Annotated in this window: 9 protein-coding genes; 7 read left to right on the top strand and 2 right to left on the bottom strand. The window is 47.2% G+C overall.

All coding sequences use genetic code 11. The features are described from left to right. Positions 1-150 precede the first annotated feature (150 nt). From DW826_RS04355 to nspC, 5 genes are all read left to right on the top strand, one after another. Complete coding sequence (locus DW826_RS04355) at positions 151-7,185, top strand: Ig-like domain repeat protein (protein ID WP_181967989.1); 7,035 nt, start codon at positions 151-153, stop codon at positions 7,183-7,185. Positions 7,186-7,712: 527 nt separating this feature from the next. Beyond that, positions 7,713-9,167, top strand: coding sequence for an aminotransferase class V-fold PLP-dependent enzyme (locus tag DW826_RS04350; RefSeq protein WP_117552138.1), 1,455 nt, complete (start codon positions 7,713-7,715; stop codon positions 9,165-9,167). Between the two features lie 94 nt (positions 9,168-9,261). Beyond that, complete coding sequence (gene speE / locus DW826_RS04345) at positions 9,262-10,116, top strand: polyamine aminopropyltransferase (RefSeq protein WP_015553676.1); 855 nt, start codon at positions 9,262-9,264, stop codon at positions 10,114-10,116. A gap of 2 nt (positions 10,117-10,118) precedes the next feature. Beyond that, complete coding sequence (locus DW826_RS04340; RefSeq protein ID WP_015553675.1) at positions 10,119-11,378, top strand: saccharopine dehydrogenase family protein; 1,260 nt, start codon at positions 10,119-10,121, stop codon at positions 11,376-11,378. A gap of 210 nt (positions 11,379-11,588) precedes the next feature. Continuing rightward, on the top strand, positions 11,589-12,722 hold the full coding sequence (nspC, locus tag DW826_RS04335) for a carboxynorspermidine decarboxylase (protein ID WP_117552137.1): 1,134 nt from the start codon (positions 11,589-11,591) through the stop codon (positions 12,720-12,722). 66 nt (positions 12,723-12,788) lie between these two features. On the opposite strand, the gene DW826_RS04330 is transcribed toward nspC, so the two are convergent. Together DW826_RS04330 and DW826_RS04325 are read right to left on the bottom strand one after the other, a co-directional pair. Then, positions 12,789-14,600: an AAA family ATPase gene (locus tag DW826_RS04330; protein ID WP_117552136.1), complete on the bottom strand. Its 1,812-nt coding sequence runs from the start codon at positions 14,598-14,600 to the stop codon at positions 12,789-12,791. A 172-nt stretch (positions 14,601-14,772) separates the two neighbouring features. After that, positions 14,773-15,552, bottom strand: coding sequence for a type III pantothenate kinase (locus tag DW826_RS04325; RefSeq protein ID WP_117552135.1), 780 nt, complete (start codon positions 15,550-15,552; stop codon positions 14,773-14,775). A gap of 195 nt (positions 15,553-15,747) precedes the next feature. Between DW826_RS04325 and coaBC the strand changes: the two genes are divergently transcribed. Both coaBC and DW826_RS04315 read left to right on the top strand, forming a co-directional pair. Next, a complete protein-coding gene (coaBC, locus tag DW826_RS04320) occupies positions 15,748-16,941 on the top strand; it encodes a bifunctional phosphopantothenoylcysteine decarboxylase/phosphopantothenate--cysteine ligase CoaBC (RefSeq protein ID WP_117552134.1) in 1,194 nt (397 codons plus the stop codon). A gap of 274 nt (positions 16,942-17,215) precedes the next feature. Beyond that, on the top strand, positions 17,216-18,808 hold the full coding sequence (locus DW826_RS04315) for a peptide chain release factor 3 (RefSeq protein WP_117484361.1): 1,593 nt from the start codon (positions 17,216-17,218) through the stop codon (positions 18,806-18,808). The last annotated feature ends 23 nt before the right edge of the window (positions 18,809-18,831 follow it).

The raw sequence follows: 18,831 nt of genomic DNA, 5'->3' as shown, positions 1-18,831 counted from the left end.
TCAGAAGGAGAAAGCATTCTCCCGGCTTCTTCAGGGAAAAAGGGGAAGTAATGAATCAGGTGAGAAAGAAAAGTATGAATAAAAAATATTACCGGAGAGAACAAAACCGTCACGCTATATAGAAAATAATGACAACAGGAGGAAATGGATATGAGGTATAAAAAGAAGAAACGGCAGATCGTATCTGCAGCATTGGCAGCAGTGATGGCGATGCAGTTATGCGTACCGTCCGCAACATTTGCGGCAGTACCTGCAAAAAAATTAAAGGTGATCACAGGATTTACAGAATTACCGGAGGAGGTCGCGCATATTCAGATCCCTGCGGATGCCGGAGAAAACTTTGAGGATTATCTGAATTTCCCGGAGACGATCGAGGCTTCGGTGGTGGAATATAAGAACGTGGATCATCAGAAAAATAATGCGGATCGCGATAAGGGCGCGGAAGATGAGAAAGCGGCAGCAGACGACCGTGATAAGAAAGAAGACTTGGAAATTGCTACCGGCAGTAATGCAAAGAAAGAAAATCTGAATGAGGAGGAAACTCCGGAAACAGAAAATTCAGAAAACGTGCCGGATAGCAATGATGAGGAGAAAGCAGATAAACAGGAAGTTCAGGAGAAAGACCAGCAGGGTACGTTTCTGATCGCGACCGACAGCAATGCCGGGGATTTTCTTGAGGATTATGAGTTTGAAGATGAGGAAATCTCAGAAGATATCCCGGTGCTGACGGATATCAGCGTTACTTGGGAGCCGGATGAGAACCGGGAAGATGAAAGTGGTTTCTATTATTATCTTCCGGTTCTTCCGAGAGAGTATATTTTGGCAGCGGGCGTGGAGCTTCCGGAGATCGAGGTCAGCATGGACGGCGGAATCGCTTTGCTAGCATCAACAGGTACTTATGATATTGCGAATGGCGGTATCAGCATCAACAGCAACACATTGGAACAGTATAATGATGCGACTATCACGGGAAGCAGTACGACCCATGTTATTCTGGTTAATGGTGTGGAGGCTACAATCACGATTTCGGATCTGGATATCCAGATTCCGATCGACAATAACGCTACGACAGCAAGTAACTGGATACCGGCGATCCGACTGGCAAATGGTGCAAACCTGAATCTGATTCTGAAGGGAAAAAATACACTCAAGGGCGGTGATATGTGTGCGGCTATTGATGTGCCGGAAGGCTGTACCCTGACGATCCGCGGAGAGGGAAGCTTAAAAGCAACCGGTGGAGTAGGCGCCGGAATTGGTGCATCGAGCATGAGAAAGGGTTCCTTGGGGACGATTGAGATCAACGGAGGCAATATCGAAGCTTATGGCAGCGGGATGGCAGCAGGTATTGGCGGCGGTTTAGAGGGCGGCATCGGTACCATTGTCATCAACGGCGGAACTGTTTATGCCAAGGGCGGATATGGAAGCTACCCCAAGGATATTAAAAATGTATACGGTGGAGCAGGAATTGGCGGTGGGCCGTTCGGCTGCGTGGATAGGATTGAGATCAACGGTGGCAATGTGACAGCCTGTGGAGGATATGTTACGAACGCAAAAAGACACCCCGGAGCCGCAATCGGCACTGGCGGCGGTGGAGCAAAACCGATAGGCGAAGGTAAATACAAGTATGGTGATATTGTGATCAATGGCGGAACGGTTTCAGCCATTGCATATAATAATGAAGTATATGCGATCGGTGTCGCAGTGAAGCCCGGTCAAGCGCTGCCGGAGGGTAGTACCTTGGAGGGCTCCATTTCCATCAGTAATGAAGCAACAGTAAACTTAAATGGCGGCGATTATTTCCCGAAAAGTGAAAATCCCGGACTGAAAAACTATGCCATTCAGGGCACGATTGCGGATGTACGATTCACCGAAAGCACTTATCCGGTGACAATCAGCGTGGGAGGGATTACCTGGAATGCAGGGACGATGAAGGTGAGCGATTATCAAGGTACACTTAAGGCATCCAATTATCTGAAGCCATTAACGCCAGGGACACCGGTAACGGTAACGGTGACGGTTGGAGACTATGTTTATCAGATGGAAGCTGACGTTGCTGATGTTGATGATAAGAATGCAACGATCACTTTGAAGGCCGCAACTCCTCTTTATGAGACAAGATTAAAATTTGTTTCCACGGTGATCACGAGCGATCAGATATTACAGGCAACCGATATCACGGTCAAGCAGAATGGTGAACCGTTGAGCAATCAAGAAGGTCAAAGTGCAGCTATGGTCATTCCTTCCATGCAGATTTCGTATGATGAAGCGAACACGGGACATCTGACGGTATATCTGCCGGAAAATAAGAATAAAACAGAGATTTCGGTGACGGTACCGGGCTTAAATGACGGCAATCCGATCACAAAATCAGGTGAGACGATTTCGACAACACCAAATGAAATCGAGATGTTTCATGATGATACCGTTTGTAGTCATGAGTACTATAATGCAGATGGATTTTGTGAAGCATGTGGTGCATATCAGGAGGCAAAAAATTGGAAGGGATATTATGAGATTTATAATGCCGGTCAGCTTTTCTGGTTTGCAAAGCAGGTTAATGATAGTAATATCCCTAATAACAGCAATCTGAAGCTGATGAAGGATATTGAGATCCCGGGCGGACATGACTGGACAAGCATTAGAGACAAATCTAATACTTGGTCTTTCGAGGGGACTATTGAGGGAAATTACCATGTAATTTCCGGACTGCGACCTGCTAATGACGGTACAAGTTCTAACTACGGACTGGTGGCAAGTATTAAATATGGGAATGTACAAAATATAGGGCTGGTGTTTGAAGGTGATTGGACTTGCGGGTTGTGTAGACTCACTGTGGGTGATATCAAAATTCAGAATTGTTTTGTAGTAGGAACAAATTTTTCATATAGTTGTTCACAAGGAGCGGTGACTAAAAATGGAACGGTGACTAATTGCTTGGCTGTATCAGGAAAACTGGAAGGAACTAAGTACTCGAATGATCATAGGGCTACTTTTACGAACTGTTATGAGACAGAAAAGAGTGATTATAGTTCTCCGGGTATTACTACTATAAGCGAAGAAAAACTGAAATCCGGAGAAATTGCCTATAAATTAAACGGTGATCGATCAGATGGTACGTGGGGACAGGTGATCGGAACGGAGGATTACCCGCATTTCCGCAAGTACAGTAAGACGGTATATTATGATCCAGCTACTGGTACATATTCTAATAATAATGCGGCAAGTATCACTTCCGCAGCTGTCACGGATATTAAGACGATTTCTGACACAAAAGCGACTGCTACACTTAAGGCAACAGGAACTCCCGGAGCAGAGGTTAAGTTTTTCTTAACCTCCGGCGAGGATGAGCAGACATTAACATTAGATGATATGTTCTCGAAAGGAACGTTACTTACGGAGAGTTCTTCCGGAAACTATGAGTATACTATTACGGATTTAGCTCCGGACACAGAACATCATGTCAGACTGATGATTAAAAAGGATGGTGTGTTATCTCTTGATGTAACCTATGTAAATTTCCAGACAGAAAAAGTGCGGCAGGAGGCACCTAATGCTGCTGATGTTTCTATCAATTACGAACAGGAGACTTTAGAGAATAAAGCTTCCTGCGATCTGGAGTATGCTGCTTCTAAGGATGCACAGTCATGGACAACGATAAGACAGGGTGGTAAGGTTCGTCTGACAGGGCTGCTGGATAACATTCGTGAAAATGGTGGGTCTGTACCATTCTATATTCGCAGGAAAGCATCCTCGTCCATGTCAGCCAGTGAAGCGGTTTTGGTGGCGGATTTGCAAACACAGGCGATTCCGGAAGAATCGAACAAGCCGAATATTGATTATCGGAAGGAAGAAATCACAATTTCCTCATCTTTACAGTATGTGATTGTAAACGGAACCAATACCTCTCCAAACTGGACATCTGCAAAAATGGGCAGTGGATCAGGAATTTCGATTACAGACATCATTTCTTCCGATCATGAGAGTACGGTTTATTATCGGTATGCTGCAAGCAACACGGATAAGAAATTTGCCGGAAAACCCGAAAGTATCACGATTCTTAAAAGAACGGCAGCACCGGCTGCAATAACTGAGGGTGAGGTGACTATAACCGGTACGACGATTACCATAAACAGAACTAATCCGGAAAATGACATTGAGTATGGATACCGTGATGTAGATTCAGACGGAGCATTTACATGGATTGACGGTACGAAAATTCAGGGATTATATCCGGCACATGGATATCAGGTAACCAGCAGAATAAAGGCGAAAGAGAATGCATTTGCTTCTGAGAGAACGGAACCGCTTCATGTGTCTACCAAGGATACACTGAGAATTGTAGGAAACGGAACACCAAAGTGGGATGCGAAGGGGACTTATGGGGTTTCACTTGCTCAGATTCCGGTTTCCCTGGCTTCTGGTTATGGTGTGTATAATGGTGCAAATCAACTGGTAGCCGGAACCTGGAGCTGGGAACCGGAAAATAGTAGTTCAGCATCTGGTATTTATCCGAATGTAAAAGGTAACAAGGCTTATACCGTGAAATTTACACCGACAGATTCAAGTGTTTCATACGATAGGACATTAACAGATTCCGTGGTACCGGATATTTCTAAGTACCCACTGAATTTTTCAGTTGCGGTAGAAGATAAGACCTATGATGGCACGACAACAGCAATTGTACAGCAGCCACTCATGATAGACACTGGTGTGAATACAGCTGCCGGAAATGAAAAACTGCAGATCACAGGCTTAACAGCCGCTTTTAATAATGCAAATGCCGGAAGCGATAAAGAGGTTGTGATCGATGCCTCGAAGGCAGTGATAACAGGAGCAGCAGCGAGCGGTGGCGGAGCAACAGCCGATCCGGATAACTACCAGGTCAACATTCCTTCCAGTGCAACCGCAACGATCAAAAAAGCAGCATCTTCGATCACGATCAATGATGCAGAGTGGCCGGGAACGAAAACATATGGCGATCCTGATTTTCCATTGACTGGAGTTACCACCGTTGGAGATGGAGCGGTGACCAAGACAAGCGACTCTGCGAATGTACTGACGGTTGATGCAGATGGCCGGGCAACGATCCATGGCGCAGGTACGGCAACGGTAACGATAAGTGTGGCAAGTGGCACCAATTACACGGCAGGTAATAATTCCAGACCGATCACCGTTCAGAAGGGAACCATTTCCCTGAATCTGAAAGCCGGAAAGAAAACAGATCTGATGCAGAGACTCCTGGCAGTTCTTGGAAATGTGGAAGATACTTATGTTCTGACTCTGGAAGCGAAGGGAGCTTATCAGGATGCGCTGGCCGGAACGGTAATATTTTATGAAAATGGACAGCAACTCAATCAGACGCCGATCCCATTGACCAATGGAACCGCGTCCATGGAATATTCGGTTCCTTCTGCCGGTACGCATGAAATTTCGGCAGAATATATGCTTCCGGCCGATGGCCCAGAGAAGGAAAATTACAATGATCCTGCACAGGTAAGCTGCAGCTTCGAGGTCGAAAAAGCAGATGAGGATCAGATTCAGATCAAAGAAGTGGACGGGAAGCTTTACGGTGATGATCCATTCGAACTGGAACTTACCGGACAGAAGGGAACCGGAGCTGTGAAATTCTCCGTTCCTGCTGACAATGGAGTTCTGGAGTTATCAGAAGTGAACGGAAAAACAGAGGCGAAGATCATCGGAGCCGGAACGGTCCTCGTGACAGCTGAGGTTGCCGGGGATACTGGCTACAATGGAACAACGGTAACAAGAGAGATTACCATTGGAAAGGCACAGACCCCGGAGGTTTCGGTGGCAGCGCCGAAGATTGCACCGGTTCCGGCAGATGCACCGGAGGAGGTAAAAGAGATTGCTAACCTCTTGGAAGAGAAGACCCCGGAGATTACCGGACTGGATACTGTGGCAGCAGATCTGATCCGGGAAACAGAAAACGGGGATGTGATCGTAAAAACAGGAGAAGATCAGACGATTTCCGGAGTGGAAGCGAAGGAAAAACTTCAGAAGGAAGGAGTCAATACCGCAGGAAAGAAGGTAAGACTGGTGGTTGAGCCGTATATGTCGGTGGAAGTAAAGGGTGTGACCGAAAAACAGGGAGTGAATGTGATCACTTTTGAAATCACCGCATTATACAATGTAAAAGCCACAACAGCCGGAAAGAATGAGACCATGCAGGAGAAAGGCAACGGTAAGAATACAGTTCTGATCGGCTCAGCGATCCCACAGAAGGTCGGAATCCCGGTTACGATCACCCTGCCACTCCCGGCAGATTATCCGACCGAGGATCTCTTTATCCGCCATCTGCTTCATAATGGAAGAATTGTATATTATCCTGTAACAGTAAGGGTAAAACAGGGAAGTGCGATGGCAGAGTTTGTAAACAAGGATGGCTTTAGTACCTTTGAGCTGCTCTCAGACAGCCGAAAGGGAACGGTTGCATTTGATCATGGAGTCGGAGAACGGAGCTATAGCCTGGAGCAGATGGATGAAGCGCTTCCGACAGTCAGCAAGGATGGAGTTGTGTTCAAGGGCTGGAAGATCAACGGCACGTTGTATACAACTGTGAACGAAGCACTCCTGGATGTGCTGGATCAGGCAGAAGGACATCGTGTGACGGCGCAGGCAGTTCTGGAAAGCAGCAGTCCTGAAACTCCTGATAATCCGAAGGAAGACAATAAACCTGGTTCTGCAACTCCTGATAATCCGAAAGGTGACAGGAACACCGGTTCCGGCAGTGACAGAGAGGATACTGACTGGAATGTGACCAGAAATGCATGGGAAACAAAGAAAGTCAATGGCGTAGTCAGATGGAGCTACTATGATAGCGATGGACGTCGTGTATTCAATGTATGGAAACAGCTTTTGTACGAGGGAACCATGTTCTGGTATCACTTTGGTGCGGACGGGTACATGGATACCGGCTGGTTTAAAGATGCGGATGGAAACTGGTATTATCTGAATCAGGCATCCGACGGCACGCAGGGAACCATGAAGACCGGCTGGTTTAAGGACACAGACGGGAACTGGTATTATCTGAACCCGGTATCTGACGGTACCCAGGGAGCGATGAAGACCGGCTGGTTTACAGATCCGCAGGATGGACATCTCTATTATCTGGATCCAAAGACCGGTGCAATGGTGACCGGAAACATACAGAATGATAGCGTGTGATTCTGTTTCATGGGGATCCATCAACTTTTATGGTTGATGGATCCCTGCTTTTATCTTCTCATAGGACAAATGGAAATTTTTACTTGACAGTTCTATGTTTTTTCATGTATGATAAAAATAGTGTGAAGAGACATTTATCGTTTTCATGCAAATGTATGTAATGACCACTCCCGCAGAACAGACTACGGAAGTTAAGCCCATCGGACAGGCGGGTCAAGCGCCGCGTGGGGTTAAGCCCACATTATTGATTGAGTTAAAAGCTCAAATTTATAAGTTGATTACTTTATAATCAGTGTTTGAAAAACACATCATCTTGTGAATCGGTCAATAAGTGCAGGGACAATATATTTGCGATTGCAGACTTGGAGGAAAAAACGATAAAGGTCAGAGGCAGACGGGAGCGGAGTGACGCGCCCCAGACCCCAATGGAATAGAATCGTTTTGAGCAGATGATGGTTTTGGCGTCATCTGCTTTTTTTTATGATTCAGATGATGCGCAATCAATAAAATGCATGAGGAACAAAACCATGGACAGAGAGAGACAAAAGAAAGCCCCGATCTATGAAGCGCTCGAGGAATTTAAAAAGAAGAGAGTTGTCCCGTTTGATGTACCGGGACATAAGAGAGGACGCGGAAATCCGGAACTGGTACAGCTTTTAGGCGAAAAATGTGTATCTTTGGACGTAAACTCCATGAAGCCGCTTGACAACCTCTGTCATCCGGTCTCCGTGATCCGTGAGGCGGAAGAGCTTGCGGCGGAGGCATTCGGAGCGGCCAGCGCCTATCTGATGGTAGGCGGAACGACATCTGCGGTCCAGAGCATGATCCTCTCGGTGGTAAAAGCCGGAGATAAGATCATCCTGCCGCGAAACGTACATAAGAGCGTCATCAACGCTCTGGTGCTCTGCGGCGGAATCCCGATCTACGTAAATCCGGAGATGAACCAGAGACTCGGTATTTCGCTGGGAATGCAGGTCGAAAAAGTAAAACAGGCCATCGAGGACAATCCGGATGCGGTTGCGGTGTTCGTCAACAACCCGACCTATTACGGCATCTGCTCTGATATAAAAACGATCGTACAGCTTGCCCATGCGAGGGGCATGAGGGTTCTCGCGGACGAGGCTCATGGAACCCACCTGTATTTCGGAAAGAATCTTCCGATCTCCGCAATGGCAGCGGGAGCCGATATGGCGGCGGTATCCATGCACAAGTCCGGCGGAAGCCTGACCCAGAGTTCGCTTCTTCTTTTAAATAAGGGAGTGAACACCGATTATGTGCGCCAGATCATCAACCTGACCCAGACTACAAGCGCATCCTACCTGCTTCTTTCCAGTCTTGATATCTCAAGACGAAATCTGGCTCTCCGCGGTGAGGAATCCTTCGCGAAGGTCGTTGAGATGGCAGAATACGCGAGACGGGAGATCAACTCCATCGGCGGCTATTATGCTTATGGAAAAGAACTGGTGAACGGTGACAGCATTTTCGATTACGATGTAACGAAGCTCTCCGTATATACAAGAGACATCGGACTTGCGGGAATCGAGGTCTATGATCTTCTGCGCGACGAGTATGATATCCAGATCGAATTCGGTGACATCAGCAACATTCTGGCTTACATCTCCATCGGAGATCGTATCCAGGACATTGAGCGCCTTGTTGGTGCTCTGGATGATATCGAGCGTCTCTACAAAAAAGACAGCTCCGGACTGCTCTCTGGCGAGTACATTTCTCCAAAGGTTGTTATGTCCCCGCAGAAAGCGTTCTACTCCGAGAAGGTCTCCGTTCTGGTGGAAGCGTCTTCAGGAAGAGTCTGTGCGGAGTTTGTGATGTGTTATCCGCCGGGAATCCCGATCCTGGCGCCGGGGGAGATGATCACGGACGACGTGGTCCAGTATATCCTGTATGCGAAGAAAAAGGGATGCTCCATGCAGGGAACAGAGGATCCGGCAGTGGATCATCTGATGGTGCTGGCAAACATATAGCATGAATTTTTAAGGCGCCGGAGCTGGCTGCAGGCAAACAGGCTGTCTGCCCGCATACAGGCTTTGGCCAATACGATACAAGGAGTCACGAGATATGGAATTCTGGTTTTCAGAACTGCACACCGGAAATGTCAAGCTGTCCATCAAAATCGAAAAGCAGCTGTTTTCCGGGGAGAGTGAATATCAGCGGATCGATGTGTTCGATTCCGAGGAATTTGGAAAATTTATCTCTCTGGACGGGGAGATCGTATTCTCCGAGAAGGACGAGTTTATTTATGACGAGATGGTGACCCATGTGCCGATGGCGGTCCATCCGTGTGTGAAGGACGTACTGATCATCGGCGGCGGCGACGGCGGTGTCGCGAAAGAGCTTTTGCAGTATGACTGCGTGGAACATATCGATGTCGTGGAGACGGATGAGATGTTTGTGGAGGTTTCAAGAAAATTTTTCCCGGAGGTAGCCTGTGCCTTAGATGATCCGCGTGTCGAGGTCCACTATGATGACGGTCTGAGATTTTTAAGAAACAAGAAGGCAAAGTATGACCTTATCATCAACGATTCCACAGACCCCTTCGGCCATACTGAGGGACTGTTCACGAAGGAATTCTACGGTAGCTGCTACAGCGCCTTAAAGGAAGATGGAATCATGGTCTACCAGCACGGAAGCCCATTCTACGATGAGGACGAGCTGGCCTGCCGCAGCATGCACCGCAAGGCATTCCGCTCCTTCCCAATCAGCCGTGTGTATCAGGCGCATATTCCAACCTGTCCGTCCGGATACTGGCTCTTCGGCTTCGCTTCAAAGAAATATCATCCCATCAAGGATTTCAAACCCCGGGAATGGGATGCATTAAATATCGAAACCTGGTATTACACGACACATCTTCACATGGGAGCATTCATGCTGCCGAAGTATGTTGAGGATCTTTTAAAAGAGGAGGAAAAATAAACATGAGCAGATTAATGATCATCGGCTGCGGAGGTGTTGCGTCCGTAGCGATCCACAAGTGTTGTCAGAACAGTGATGTATTCACAGAAATTATGATCGCAAGCCGTACCGTATCCAAGTGCGATGCTTTAAAGGAGAAACTTCAGGGAACGACAAAGACGAAGATCACGACCGCGAAAGTGGATGCTGACAACGTGGACGAGCTGGTGGCTTTAATGGAAAGCTACAAGCCGGATGCAGTGTTAAACGTTGCACTCCCGTATCAGGACCTGACGATCATGGATGCATGCTTAAAGGCCGGCGTAAACTATATCGATACCGCAAACTACGAGCCGGAGGACACCGACGATCCGACATGGCGCGCAATCTATGAGAAACGCTGCAAGGAAGAGGGCTTTACCGCATACTTCGATTATTCCTGGCAGTGGGCATATCAGGAGAAATTCAAAGAGGCTGGACTTATGGCACTCTTAGGAACCGGTTTTGACCCGGGTGTCACAAGTGTCTTCTCCGCGTATGCGTTAAAGCACTATTTCGATGAGATCCACACCATCGACATCTTAGACTGCAACGGCGGCGACCATGGCTACCCGTTCGCTACAAACTTCAACCCGGAGATCAACCTCCGCGAGGTATCCGCAAACGGTTCCTACTGGGAGAATGGTCACTGGGTAGAGACAAAGCCGATGGAGATCAAGCGCGAGTACAACTTCCCGCAGGTCGGCGAGAAGGACATGTACCTTTTACATCATGAGGAGATCGAATCCCTTGCAAAGAACATTCCGGGCGTAAAGCGCATCCGCTTCTTCATGACCTTCGGACAGAGCTACCTGACCCACATGAAATGCTTAGAGAACGTTGGAATGCTTTCCACTTCCCCGGTAAACTTTAACGGACAGGAGATCGTTCCGATCCAGTTCTTAAAGGCTCTTCTTCCGGATCCGGCATCCTTAGGTCCGAGAACCGTCGGAAAGACAAACATCGGCTGTATCTTTACCGGTGTGAAGGACGGAAAAGAGAAGACGATCTATATTTATAACGTATGTGACCATCAGGAGTGTTACAAGGAAGTCGGCTCCCAGGCCATCTCCTACACGACAGGCGTACCGGCTATGATCGGTTCCATGATGGTCGTTGACGGAACCTGGAAGGGCGCAGGCGTATTCAACGTCGAAGAGTTCGATCCGGATCCGTATATGGAAGCACTGAACAAGTGGGGACTTCCGTGGGTTGTGGATGAGAATCCGGAGATTGTGAAATAAAAATTTGAAAATGAATGACTGTTTGGCATATTCGCGATGAATGCAGGAAAAGCGCGGAATGTGGAACAGGTTCAAGTACAGAAAACACCTCTGGCAGGAACGAGTTGTCAGGGGTGTTGCTGTATTGTGATACGGCAGTAGAAAAATGAACTTCGTTTTCTGGTAGGGCTGAGATGTGTATCAGGAACGAGTCAGTAATTGGAGAACAAGATGAAGATTAATGAATTACCAACTCCATGTTATGTAATTGATGAAAAAAAGCTTCGGAAGAATCTGGAAATTTTAAAGAAGGTCAAGGACGACACCGGCTGTAAGATCCTTCTTGCCCAGAAGGCATTCTCGAACTTCTTTGAGTACCCACTGATCGGGCAGTATCTGGACGGAACCACAGCCAGCGGTCTTTTCGAGGCAAAGCTTGGATATGAAAAAATGGGAAAAGAAAATCACGTATTCGCTCCGGCCTTCAAGGAATCGGAGATCGGGGAACTCACCGATATCTGCGAACATCTGGTATTCAATTCCTTTTCCCAGCTTGAAAAATACGCGGACTTCTGTAAGGAAAAAGGCGTCAGCATCGGCATCCGCGTAAACCCGGAGTGTTCTACTCAGGGTGACCACGCGATCTATGATCCATGCGCGCCCGGCTCCAGACTCGGTGTGACCCTGGCAAATTTCCGGGAAGATCTCGTGGAAAAGCTTGACGGGATCCATTTCCATACTCTCTGCGAGCAGAACTCGGATGATCTGGAGACAACTCTGAAAGCTGTGGAAGATAAATTCGGAAAGTATCTGAAGCTTCCGAATATCAAATGGCTTAACATGGGCGGCGGACATCATATCACGAGAAACGATTACGACATCGACCGTTTAGAGCGCTGCATCCGCCATATGCAGGAGACATATGATGTCACTGTCTATGTGGAACCTGGGGAAGCCGTGGCGTTAAACGCGGGATATCTCGTGACGGAAGTCATGGACATTGTGGATAACGGCATCAGGACTCTGATTTTGGATGCCTCCGCTGCCTGCCACATGCCGGATGTGCTGGAGATGCCCTACCGTCCGCCGTTAAAAGACTCCGGCGAAGCAGACGAAAAGCAGTATACCTACCGTCTCTCCTCCATGACCTGTCTTGCGGGTGACGTGATCGGTGATTATTCCTTCGACCACGAGATCCGGATTGGTGACAGACTTTATTTCGAGGACATGGCGATCTACTCCATGGTAAAAAACAACACCTTCAACGGCATGTGCCTGCCGTCCATCGCGCGAATGGATGAGAATGGGGAGTGCAGTGTGGTGAAAACCTTTGGGTATGAGGAATTTGTGAGAAGACTGGGATAAAATAGAAACATGATTATAGAAAACGGGGCTGCCGCATACCAAAATTGGTGCGGCAGCCCCTTCTCATTATTTTCGTTTCACAACGGCTGTTTTTCCACGAAAAGCAATCCCGATTTTTATGATCGGCCGGACACCTGCATCCCGCAATTCCGTGTCATATTTTTTCACATCTATTTGTTGGAGGGCGCGATCTGCCAGCGCATCCAGATCCACATGATCATCATTTGTGTGTTTGAATTCAAACAGGAATCCCGGAATTCCTTTTACTAATGGATTCAGTTGAATATCAAATCGGCCAAGTCCCGATTCTCGATTGGAACGAATCTGGTACCTGTTTCCAAGGATCGCACATAATCCAAGCATCATGCCATGATAAAAACTTTCATTTGCCCCATCCATAGAAGAAATACTCTGCAGCATAAAATTCTCCAGCAAAGATTGAAGCTTTTTTGCATTTCCGGAGAATATCGCCTGATTGATAGAAATCGCGACGCTGTTCTGATTCGTCCGATTCAAAATTTCTTTTTCATAAACACAGGCAATCTCTTTATTTGGAATTGCAACATCACACATGAAATTCCCATCATTCTGTGGATAAATTTCTGCAACTTTTAAGTAACCCGCAACAAGAAGAAAACTATAAATCGTGTATGGATTATTCTGGATCTCCGGATAGATCACGCTGGTGTCTATATAGGTAGTGATTTTTTCACCGCAGAGCAGTTTATGAAGTCCTTCCGTTATCTCGGGAGTAGATGTCGCGATAATCTCACCAATGATTTCGTTGCTGCCGGTAGACTGCCAGAATGCCTTTGGGAAGCATTGATCGGTAATGTAATTGATCACAGACCATGGATTAAAGATTTCTGTATGACCAAATCGGTATCCGTCATACCAGCTGCAGATCTCCTGATATTTATCCTCTTTTCCATAGTAGTGCAGAATTTCTTTTACTTCTTCAGGCGTAAATCCGAAATATTCACTGTAACTGTCATCCAAAATTGAATTGGTTTTCAAATTATTCATGCCGCTGAAAATGCTTTCTTTTGCAACACGGAGAATTCCTGTGAGAAAGCCGAAAGCCAGATGTGGATTATCCTTCAGGCCGCCGGAAAAGAAATTACGCATGAAATTCGCGATTTCAGGATAAAAATTGCAATGATGTCCCTGCTGGATCGGTGTATCGTATTCATCAATAATGATAATACATTCTTGTCCATAATGCTTGTGCAGCAACAGAGATAAGATTTGTAATCCCATCTGGCAGTCTACTTCATTCGCATTGTCACTGGCAAGGCGATGGTACTGTTCTTTTTCATAGATTCCAAGTGCAGTACTTTCCTCAAGTTCACTGTGCCGTATAAATTCCAGTGAAATCAGCTTACGGATCTTCTGAAATGTCTCCTGCCATGTCAGACATTTTACATCCTTAAATGTCAGGAATATGACCGGATACTTTCCCTGATGCCGGGTATAATCAGAACCACACTGCCATATCTGCTTATCCTTGAAATAAATGGAGGTGTCCTCCTGTGTTTTTTCAAAAAAGACCCGAACCATATCCATATTCAATGTTTTACCGAAACGTCTCGGACGGGTAAACAACGATACCATAGGTTTCGTATCCAGAAAATCACGGATCAGCAAGGTTTTATCTACATAATAATAGCTTGTGGTCGCCGTCTTGAAATCAGAAATCCCAATGGGCATCGGCTTTTTCTTTTCGCCTGAATCTGGCCAAACTGCATTTTCTGGAATCAGCCAGGAATGTCCCTTTTTCACAGCTCCGGAAATTTCGCCCTGCTTGCACATCTGCTGGACTCTGCGCACTGTGATTCCCATTGCTTTTGCCGTTTCCATGCTGGATAAATAGTTCATAGAACACCTCCAAACGTAATTCTATCATAAGTATATCCCATTAAACGAAATATTACAACTCTGCATTTCGCTTATATTTCGTTTCAAACGAAATGTATAGACAGCAACAGTCGGGAGGACAATTCTGAATAAAAAAGCCGAATGAACGTTAATTTCATTCGGCAGTGAAGCTTTACGCATCTTTTGTTTCTGTATTTTGTCTGTACAGGATCATCAGTCCGCGGAGCAGAAGATCCGGGTCATAGGTGATTTTGTGGGTGCAGAGCGGTGTGATGAATCTTGCCATACCGCCGGTAGCAATAAGGGTTGCCGGTTCGCCGAGCTCTGCGGTCATGCGGTCGATAAGACCGTCAAGCATTGCGGCATTGCCAAGCATGATACCATTTCTCATACATTCGATGGTGTTCTTTCCGATCGTACGTTTCGGAACATCGAAGCTGATCCTCGGAAGCTGGGCTGTATTGGAAACGAGGGAGTTTAAGGCAACCTTTACACCGGGGAGAATCACACCGCCGATGTAATTTCCATCGTGGTCCACCACATCGAGCGTTGTCGCGGTTCCCATGTCCGCGATGATGATCGGTCCTTTGTATTTGGCATTTGCAGCGACAGCGGCCACGATCCGGTCACCGCCGACGGTCTTAGGGTTATCCATCTTGATGTTTAAGCCTGTCTTCATGCCGGAACCAACAAGAAACGGTTTCTTTCCGGTGATCTTCTTCACGGCGGAAGAGATCGGCGCGTTCAGTGGCGGGACAACGGACGCCATAATGGAACCTTCGATATCATTTTTCTTTACTTTATGAATCTCCAGAATATTCTTTAAAAGGATCGCGTATTCGAGACTCGTTTTTCGGTCATCGGTGGTGATGCGCTCCTCAAAATATGTTTTATTGTCGTCAAGACCTCCGACAACGATATTGCTGTTTCCCATGTCGATTGCTAAAATCATTGAGAAAACTCCTTCCACAATTCTAAGTAACGTGTTATACTGTTTTTACGTGTGCAGTTGATCAAAGGTTCCGTATTTGCGGGATTTGTCAACCGTCACTGTGAATATGAGAAACGTGTGAGACAGGTTCCTCATAATTTTAAAGTTCGAATTATCTTACCATAAATTGACTAAAATTACAACGGAGGATTCCAAATGTTAGCAGGAAAAACCGTACTTTTATGCGTGAGCGGCAGTATCGCTGCATATAAAATCGCATATCTCGCCAGCGCACTGAAAAAACTGAAGGCAGATGTCCATGTGCTTATGACCCGGAATGCGACAAATTTCATCAACCCGATTACATTCGAGACACTGACCGGAAATAAATGCCTGGTGGATACATTTGACCGGAACTTTGAATTTTCCGTTGAACATGTTTCCCTTGCGAAGGCAGCGGATGTTGTCCTCGTTGCCCCGGCTTCCGCGAATGTGATCGCGAAGCTGGCCCATGGCCTTGCGGACGATATGTTGACGACCACGGTTCTCGCCTGTACCTGCAGGAAGATCATCAGCCCGGCGATGAATACGAGAATGTTCGAGAATCCGATCACACAGGACAACTTAAAGATCTGCGAACACTACGGAATGGAAGTGATCAGCCCGGCAAGCGGATACCTCGCCTGCGGCGATACCGGAGCCGGAAAGATGCCGGAGCCGGAGGTGCTGCTCCAGTATATCTTAAAGGAAGTCCAGTACGAGAAAGACTTAAAAGGAAAGAAGATCCTCGTGACCGCAGGCCCGACGAGGGAGGCCATCGACCCGGTGCGCTATATTACAAACCACAGTACCGGAAAGATGGGATATGCCATCGCGAAGACGGCAGCTCTCCGCGGCGCTGACGTGACTCTTGTTTCCGGACCGGCAGAGGTGGAGCCGCCGATGTTCGTAAACTTTGTTCCGGTGGTTACCGCCAAAGATATGTTTGAGGCCGTGACAAGCCGCAGTGATGAGATGGACGCGGTGATCAAGGCCGCGGCTGTCGCTGACTACCGCCCGAAATTCGTGAACACGGAAAAAACGAAGAAGAAAGACGGAGATATGGCGATCGAACTGGAGCGCACCGACGATATCTTAAAATGGCTCGGAGAACATAAAAAAGACAGCCAGTTCCTCTGCGGATTTTCTATGGAGACGGAACATATGCTGGAGAATTCCAGGGCAAAATTAAAGAAGAAGAACCTCGATATGATCGTTGCCAACAATCTGAAGGTTGCCGGTGCCGGTTTCGGAACGGACACGAATGTAGTGACGATGATCCGCGAGAATAAGGAGACGGAGCTTCCGATTATGTCGAAGGAAGAGGTTGCAGGGGCGATCTTAGACGAGATCTTTGAAATTAAAAGATAGAAAATTCCAATCTTTACCAGAAAATAGAAGATTCGACTACTCAGATGCCTTTACAGGTGAAAAACGCAAAGCAGGCACAGAGTGGTGAAGATTGCTATAAATATAACGAATTTTAGGGCTTTCTTCTTGACGAAACTCTTAAATACTGGTAAAAATTAATTGGAATAAGAGCAGCAGAAAAAAACGGCAGTCAATGAAGGACCGCGGTTCTTTTGTGCTGTCAGCAGGAAAATATTGTTAGACGAAACACAAGATAGATTTGGAGGAAAATTTTTTGGCTTCATTAAATGATGAAATAAAGAGACGACGGACATTCGCGATCATTTCTCACCCGGATGCCGGTAAAACGACACTGACCGAGAAATTCCTGTTATACGGAGGCGCGATCAACCTTGCCGGAACCGTAAAGGGACGCAAAGCGACAAAGCACGCAGTCTCCGACTGGATGGAGATCGAGAAGGAGAGAGGTATCTCCGTAACATCTTCCGTACTCCAGTTCAATTACGAGGGATACTGCATCAATATTCTTGATACCCCAGGACATCAGGACTTCTCCGAGGATACCTACCGTACCCTGATGGCAGCGGACTCCGCGGTCATGGTCATCGACGGATCAAAGGGTGTCGAGGCGCAGACCATCAAACTGTTCAAAGTCTGTGTGATGCGCCATATCCCGATCTTTACCTTTGTAAACAAGATGGACCGTGAGGCGAGAGACCCGTTCGAGCTCATGAGCGAGATCGAGGAGGTTCTCGGAATCCATACCTGCCCGATCAACTGGCCGATCGGCTGCGGAAAGAGCTTCAAGGGCGTTTATGACCGCCAGACAAAGAAGATCACGACCTTCACGGCTGCCATGGGCGGACAGAAGGAAGTTGCCACAGAGACTTTCGACGTGGAGGGAACAGACGTGGATTCCGTCATCGGTTCCGATTTCCACGCTCAGTTAAGGGACGATATTGAGCTTCTCGACGGGGCAAGCGATGAGTTTGATCAGGAACTTGTAAGTGCCGGAAAGCTTTCACCGGTGTTCTTCGGATCTGCTCTCACAAACTTCGGTGTTGAGACATTTCTGGAGCATTTCTTAAATATGACGACTTCTCCGCTTCCGAGAAAGACAACGACAGGCGTGATCGACCCGTTCCGGGAAGATTTCTCCGCGTTCGTATTTAAGATCCAGGCAAACATGAACAAGGCACACCGTGACCGTATCGCGTTCATGCGCATCTGCTCCGGTAAGTTCGAGGCCGGAATGGAAGTCAACCATGTCCAGGGAGGCAAAAAGATCCGTCTGACCCAGCCGCAGCAGCTGATGGCTGAGAGCCGTAAGATCATTGACGAGGCTTATGCCGGAGATATCATCGGCGTCTTTGATCCGGGTATTTTTTCCATCGGTGACACGCTCTGTACGTCCAACGAGAAGTTCCAGTTTGAGGGTATCCCGACCTTTGCGCCGGAGCATTTCGCGAGAGTCCGCCAGATCGATACCATGAAGAGAAAACAGTTCTTAAAGGGGGTCAACCAGATCGCTCAGGAAGGCGCGATCCAGATCTTCCAGGAGTTCAATACCGGTATGGAGGAGATCATCGTCGGCGTTGTCGGTGTCCTGCAGTTTGAGGTCCTGACCTACCGCTTAAAGAATGAGTATAATGTAGACGTAAGACTGGAACAGCTTCCGTTTGAGTACATCCGCTGGGTTGAGAACCCGGAGGAAGTGGATGTGGCGAAGATCCAGGGCACATCCGATATGAAACGCATCTGCGACCTCAAGGGCAATCCGTTATTGTTATTCATCAACAGCTGGAGTGTCGGCATGGTCGAGGAGAGAAATCCGAACTTAAAGCTCAGTGAGTTCGGAAAGAACTAATCAAGTGAATTTCAAAAGGCACT

It is taken from the genome of Clostridium sp. AM34-11AC (assembly GCF_003435375.1).
Classification (GTDB): Bacteria; Bacillota; Clostridia; order Lachnospirales; family Lachnospiraceae; genus Pilosibacter; species Pilosibacter fragilis.
The sequence above is the reverse complement of the archived record's forward strand: the minus strand, read 5'-3'. Positions and strand labels throughout refer to the sequence as shown.